This window comes from Acinetobacter sp. HY1485 (assembly GCF_027568475.1).
Lineage (GTDB): Bacteria > Pseudomonadota > Gammaproteobacteria > Pseudomonadales > Moraxellaceae > Acinetobacter.
In genome coordinates this window covers 1-4940 of sequence record NZ_JANKZG010000023.1, presented here as the reverse complement: position 1 = coordinate 4940, position 4940 = coordinate 1, and the positions used below count along the sequence as shown (strand labels likewise).

Below are 4940 nucleotides of genomic sequence, written 5' to 3'. Positions count from 1 at the left end.
GTCTACAAATTTAGTCCCATATGTCTACAAATTTAGTCCCATATGTCTACAAATTTAGTCCCAATGTTTACATTAGCTGTTAATGTAGATATATTTACATTAACTATAACTATAGAGATATTTTTAAATGGATTTAATTGTTAAAGATAATGCTCTAATTAATGCAAGTTATAATTTAGAATTAACGGAACAAAGAATAGTTTTACTCGCAATTTTACAAGCAAGAGAAACTGGAAAAGGAGTAGATGCTAATACGCATATAGAAATTCATGCTAGTGACTATATGCAAAAGTTTAATGTGGTGAAAAGTGTTGCTTATCGTGCTTTAAAAGATGCTGTAAATAATTTATTCGAAAGAAAATTTAGTTTTGAAAAAGACAATAAAGGAAAACGTCAAGTTGTAAAATCTCGTTGGGTAAGTCGTATTGCATATACAGATGAGCTTGCAACTCTTGAAATAACTTTCGCCCCTGATGTTGTTCCTTTAATTACAAGATTAGAAAAAGAATTCACAAGTTATCATTTACAACAGGTTGTTAATTTAACAAGTAAATATGCTGTTCGCTTGTATGAATTGTTGATGTGTTGGCAAGAATTGAAAAAAACGCCTGTGATTAATATAAAAGATTTAAGATGGCGTTTAGGTGTAGAAGATAATGAATATAAAGTTATGGGTAATTTCAAGGAACGTGTACTTGAGCATGCTATTACCCGTATTAATGAACATACCAATATAGTTGTTAAATATCAGCAATTTAAAAAAGGTAGAAGTATTGTAGGGTTTGCCTTTACCTTTAAATATAAAAACCCTCAAAAAGTTACCTCAGGTAGTTTAAAAGATAAAAATACAATAGATATATTTACAGGTTTAACAGAGAAACAGATTACTTTTTTTGCTCATAAACTTGCTCATGACAATAGTTTTGCTAGTCGATATGCAGAAGTTGGGGAAGAATATTCAGATTTAGAGGCACGTTTAAGAAAAAAATTAGCTGATCAAACTTTTGTTGAAAAGATATCGAAGGATTTAGTGCGTCTAGGCTTCAAATGATTAGTTGCGAAGTGGTTTTTATAACTACTTCGCATAAGAGATTTTATGTTAAATAAAGTTTTTCTAAAGTATTTTGTAAGTATAATATATACCTGATTAATATAAATAAAATTTAAAAAATATGGTTCTTACATTTACTCCAGCACTTATAGTACTACTTGAGGCAGGAAAAAACATGGCTGGACGGCAATTAACTAAAGTTGAAGTTGAAGAAATTCGTGATAAAGCCACAGTTATCAACTTACCAACAGAAATAGCACAAGCTATAGTTAAGGAGCGAGGATATGAAGATATTGATCCAGATAATGTTTGGGAAGAGTGGCTGATATATAGTCAACAATAATTTACTGGTATTTTAACTTCAAAATTGCAAGCCATTAGCTCTTATTTCATATAACGTCCATTATGTTAAATGGAGTGGATTTCTACATAACTATTCTAAATTATGGAATAATTAGTTACTTGAAAAATATAAACCTTTTACTGGAATACTATGTGGCTGATTTAATAAAAAAACTGTCCGAAAAGCCTAGATTAAGATTAGCTTTAAATACGGTATTAACAATTGTTATTGGCGTATTATCAAGTATTCTAGCTAGCCAAATTATGCCAGAAGGTAAACTAACATGGAGTTTACTACCTCAAGTCTTATCATTTTGGATATTACTGGTCGTAAGTATTTTATGGTTCTGGATTCAATGCTCATTACTTAATTATGATGAAGATGTTGCTAAATTTTCAGATGATGCACATTGCAAAGCTCATATGCGAAGAACGCAATTAGAAGGAATAGCACAGATGATTAAAAATGATCCTACTCAGGCTAATCTAATTGACTGCAAAGAGTTTTTGAAAAAAATGGGGGTGAAATGAATATATCTATCACTAGAGAAGTTCAAGAAAAAATTGAACGTAATAGAAGTCTTTTAAATCCTCTAAATTCTGTAATTAATAAGTTGGAACATAGTGATGAAAATGAACATAGATATGGATATAGATCGAGCGAAAGTAGAGTAAGTGATTTAAGTAGTGACGTTTCTGTAATTAGACAAGGAAATATCCGAGTGTATTTCACTAGGTATGGAGAACATATAGTTATCCTCGATATTGACTAAAAAGTTAGATTATATTTATTTTTCTAAAATTAACATAATACTGATTATGGGAAGTTAAATAGCTTCTCATTTTTGTCTTTATAGAACTAAAGAATTTACGTGACATATCAATCTAGCTCAAAACTCTCAATTTCTTTACAGGCTTTTGAGCTAAATCTGCCTGTAGATTTAGACTAGGACTTAAAGTAACTGAGCAAAATATGTTTCAATTTCACTTGAAGTCTTTAAAACTTTATTGGACTCGAAAATAATTACTTTTGTTATATAGGAAACTTTAAAAACTTCATATGATGGCAATTTAAAATACAAATGATTTCCTTCATAAAATGCTTTTATTTCAGATATTTTGATTTTCTTTTGAATAGTATCGTTATCTATACCATGATAGTTAATTTGAATACTTTTTAATAAATTTTGATTTTCCATTTGGCTTTTTTTAGGTATATCCCATATATTCTCAAATTCTTTTTTGATTATACTTAAGTCTTCCTTTATGGGACGTCTTTCTCCCTTTAGTGCCTCTTTACAAACAAAATAAAATGCTAAAATACTTAAAATTATCTCTAGTAGATCAATCATTAAAATTCTCTAAAAATAATTTCCGATCACGTTCTTCTGTTAAATATTTATCTAAATGACTAAGCACTTGCTGATTAAAATTTTCATCTTCTGCCATACGTTTTAAGTACATAGAACCCACTAAGATTTTTCGTCTTGTTTCTTCTTTTCTTTCTTGTTCTTTACGTTTAGTACGCTCTCGATTTTGAACTGCTTGTTTTTGAGCTTTAAGCTGTTTTAATTTTTCTAACTGTGCGTCAATTTTTTTATCTAAGGCATCGATAGATTGACTCATAATTTAATAACCCGTGAAAATATATTCTATAAATTAAATTAATTTAAAATGAATTACAAACCTAAATTTGGTAAGGTGGAAGAACCCGAAATGAAATGAAGGGCGCACTTACGACTTGAATTTCATTCAAGTCAAAAGATGCGTAAGGGAACACCCCTTAACCCCACCACAAAATTAAAAGGTATTTTGAAATTGGCAATTTATCATTGTTCAACAAAAACAATCAGCCGTAGTACGGGACGGACTGCGGTCGCATCATCTGCTTATCGAGCAGGTGAAAAATTACAAAATGAACAAACAGGACTGACCCATGACTTCACAAAAAAACAGGGCGTTGTTCATAGTGAAATTATCTCAAATCTTGATCTCAAAATTGACCGTAACCAATTATGGAATTTAGCGGAAAAATCGGAAAACAGAAAAGATGCCCGAACTGCTCGTGAATGGGTGATTGCTTTACCTGATGAACTTAACAAAGAAGAGCGTAAAGAATTAGCTCAAAACTTTGCTCAATCTTTAGTTAATCGCTATGGCTGTGTTGCAGATCTCGCTATCCACGAACCCAGTACAGGTGGAAACGATAAAAATCACCATGCCCATATCATGCTCACCACTCGAAAAGCTGAATTAAACGAGAACGCAAAACTAACACTCACGACTAAAACCGAGATTGAACTCAGCAATACCAAAAGACAAACCCTCAACTTAGGGACAACCCAACAAGAAATTAAACACGTCCGAGAAAAATGGGCAGAACTTGCTAACCATGTACTAGAGCAAGCAGGTAAACAGCACAAAATCGACCATCGTAGCTATGCAGAACAAAACAGCTCACGACAAGCGACCATTCATGAAGGTGTCAGCGTGACACAAATGCGAAGACGTGGAATTTCAACAGAAATTAGCCGATTTAACGATTCAGTGAAGCAATATAACCAAACACAACAAGAAAAACGCCTTCAACAAGGGCTTAACCGAGCAGAGCAAGGCTTTGAGCAATGGCAAAAGCGGAAATCAGAGGAAAAACAAAAGAAAATTTCTTATCAAAGACAACCGCAGATCAGTCGAGAAGGATTTGAACGATGAAGGACAAAAATGACCTTTTGGAAGAGCAGTATATTTTACTTGCTACTATCAAAGAACAACGAGAATTACTAAAAGACGATAGGAAGCGATTAGAGCAATTTTATAATCAAGTGGCTAGGGGTGTATTGGAACAGTCCGAAAAGACGCTAAAAACAACCAATATGGAGCTTATAGAGGCATTAAAACCTCGTATCTCAGCCTTAGATCAAGCAACATCACGTTTAAATAGTAAATTTATCTTGATTTACAGCTCGATTTTTTTGATTTCAGCCATGAGCTTAATTTTAATCTTTTTTTGTTTTATTCCAAGTTTAGATGAAATCAGTCAAAGACGAGAAGAGTTTAAGAATCTTGAACAAAAATTAAATTTAGATATTGCACGTTGTGATGGAAAAACTTGTGTGAGAGTCATTAAATCATCATGTCACTTTGGAAAAAATTCTGACTATTGCAAAATTGATCCTAAGTAACCGAGCGTTAGCGACCAAAATACAAGTTGATGTTTCCCCCTCTGATTACGCTTTTTTCGGTATCTAAATTTACCACCAATATTTGCTATTTAACGAAGAAATTATCTTTAAAAAAAACAAAGAAAAAATCAGCGAAGCGGGTTTTTAATAGTTTTTAAAGCTTTTAAAAGCTTTTAGACAAGCTGAAAGCATTGAATAGAGAGGCTTTCCAAGCTTATATGTCTACAAATTTAGTCCCATATGTCTACAAATTTAGTCCCATATGTCTACAAATTTAGTCCCATATGTCTACAAATTTAGTCCCAATGTTTACATTAGCTGTTAATGTAGATATATTTACATTAACTATAACTATAGAGATATTT

At 31.9% G+C, this 4940-nt stretch carries 8 protein-coding genes; 6 read left to right on the top strand and 2 right to left on the bottom strand.

The window, feature by feature from the left end; all coding sequences use genetic code 11:
* The first annotated feature begins 127 nt into the window (after positions 1-127).
* The 4 genes from repM (at position 128) to PCI70_RS12065 (ending at position 2166) form a co-directional block, all read left to right on the top strand.
* Positions 128-1051, top strand: a complete 924-nt coding sequence (gene repM, locus PCI70_RS12080) for a replication initiation protein RepM (protein WP_269915584.1) — start codon at positions 128-130, stop codon at positions 1049-1051.
* A 175-nt stretch (positions 1052-1226) separates the two neighbouring features.
* Positions 1227-1394: a hypothetical protein gene (locus tag PCI70_RS12075; protein ID WP_269915583.1), complete on the top strand. Its 168-nt coding sequence runs from the start codon at positions 1227-1229 to the stop codon at positions 1392-1394.
* Between the two features lie 152 nt (positions 1395-1546).
* The gene (locus PCI70_RS12070) at positions 1547-1924 is read left to right on the top strand and encodes a hypothetical protein (RefSeq protein ID WP_248133064.1); all 378 of its coding nucleotides are present in this window, start codon (positions 1547-1549) and stop codon (positions 1922-1924) included.
* Complete coding sequence (locus tag PCI70_RS12065; RefSeq protein ID WP_248133065.1) at positions 1921-2166, top strand: hypothetical protein; 246 nt, start codon at positions 1921-1923, stop codon at positions 2164-2166. The genes PCI70_RS12070 and PCI70_RS12065 overlap by 4 nt, the downstream gene beginning before the upstream one ends.
* A gap of 180 nt (positions 2167-2346) precedes the next feature.
* Here PCI70_RS12065 and PCI70_RS12060 read toward each other — a convergent pair whose 3' ends face one another.
* Positions 2347-2745 carry a hypothetical protein gene (locus PCI70_RS12060; RefSeq protein WP_269915582.1) on the bottom strand — a complete coding sequence of 133 codons (399 nt, stop codon included), beginning with the start codon at positions 2743-2745 and terminating at the stop codon, positions 2347-2349.
* Positions 2738-3019 carry a mobilization protein gene (locus PCI70_RS12055; RefSeq protein ID WP_269915581.1) on the bottom strand — a complete coding sequence of 94 codons (282 nt, stop codon included), beginning with the start codon at positions 3017-3019 and terminating at the stop codon, positions 2738-2740. Before PCI70_RS12055 ends, PCI70_RS12060 begins: the two co-directional genes overlap by 8 nt.
* A gap of 192 nt (positions 3020-3211) precedes the next feature.
* Between PCI70_RS12055 and mobQ the strand changes: the two genes are divergently transcribed.
* Positions 3212-4105 carry a MobQ family relaxase gene (mobQ, locus tag PCI70_RS12050; protein ID WP_269915585.1) on the top strand — a complete coding sequence of 298 codons (894 nt, stop codon included), beginning with the start codon at positions 3212-3214 and terminating at the stop codon, positions 4103-4105.
* Positions 4102-4575, top strand: a complete 474-nt coding sequence (locus tag PCI70_RS12045; RefSeq protein WP_269915580.1) for a hypothetical protein — start codon at positions 4102-4104, stop codon at positions 4573-4575. Before mobQ ends, PCI70_RS12045 begins: the two co-directional genes overlap by 4 nt.
* Positions 4576-4940: the final 365 nt, after the last annotated feature.

Coding starts and splice junctions, on each gene's coding strand:
- repM (WP_269915584.1), top strand. CDS start 128: ATGGATTTAATTGTTAAAGATAATGCTCTAATTAATGCAAGTTATAAT.
- PCI70_RS12075 (WP_269915583.1), top strand. CDS start 1,227: ATGGCTGGACGGCAATTAACTAAAGTTGAAGTTGAAGAAATTCGTGAT.
- PCI70_RS12065 (WP_248133065.1), top strand. CDS start 1,921: ATGAATATATCTATCACTAGAGAAGTTCAAGAAAAAATTGAACGTAAT.
- PCI70_RS12060 (WP_269915582.1), bottom strand. CDS start 2,745: ATGATTGATCTACTAGAGATAATTTTAAGTATTTTAGCATTTTATTTT.
- PCI70_RS12055 (WP_269915581.1), bottom strand. CDS start 3,019: ATGAGTCAATCTATCGATGCCTTAGATAAAAAAATTGACGCACAGTTA.
- PCI70_RS12045 (WP_269915580.1), top strand. CDS start 4,102: ATGAAGGACAAAAATGACCTTTTGGAAGAGCAGTATATTTTACTTGCT.